Here is a 411-nt window from a genome sequence, read left to right as displayed (position 1 = left end):
TTACCTGGACCAGCAACATCAACGTCGGCTTCACCATTCAAAGTAAAGCTGGCACTAACGCTATCTTGGCTACAGTTATCAGCAATGCTATAAGTAACATTTACCACTCCGCCATCACACAATCTTGGAGCCACTCTAGGATCTCCGCTGAATTGTGCTACAGCATTACAACCATCGTTTAAAGTTTGGAATTGAGCTAACCATGCAGCAAATGCAGCATCTACAGCAGCTTGATCTGCATAGTCGCATTGACTAGTAGATGAATTACCTGGACCAGCAACATCAACGTCGGCTTCACCATTCAAAGTAAAGCTGGCACTAACGCTATCTTGGCTACAGTTATCAGCAATGCTATAAGTAACATTTACTACTCCGCCATCACACAATCTCGGAGCCACTCTAGGATCTCCG

Annotated in this window: 1 protein-coding gene; it reads right to left on the bottom strand. The window is 44.8% G+C overall.

The features are described from left to right. A partial coding sequence (locus ACS8MM_RS00050; RefSeq protein WP_379711736.1) for a hypothetical protein occupies positions 1-411 on the bottom strand: 411 nt, incomplete at both ends.

The organism is Flavobacterium sp. MAHUQ-57 (genome assembly GCF_051908335.1).
GTDB lineage: Bacteria > Bacteroidota > Bacteroidia > Flavobacteriales > Flavobacteriaceae > Flavobacterium.
Note: the sequence above shows the minus strand (reverse complement) of the source record. Positions and strands in the feature narration are given on the sequence as shown.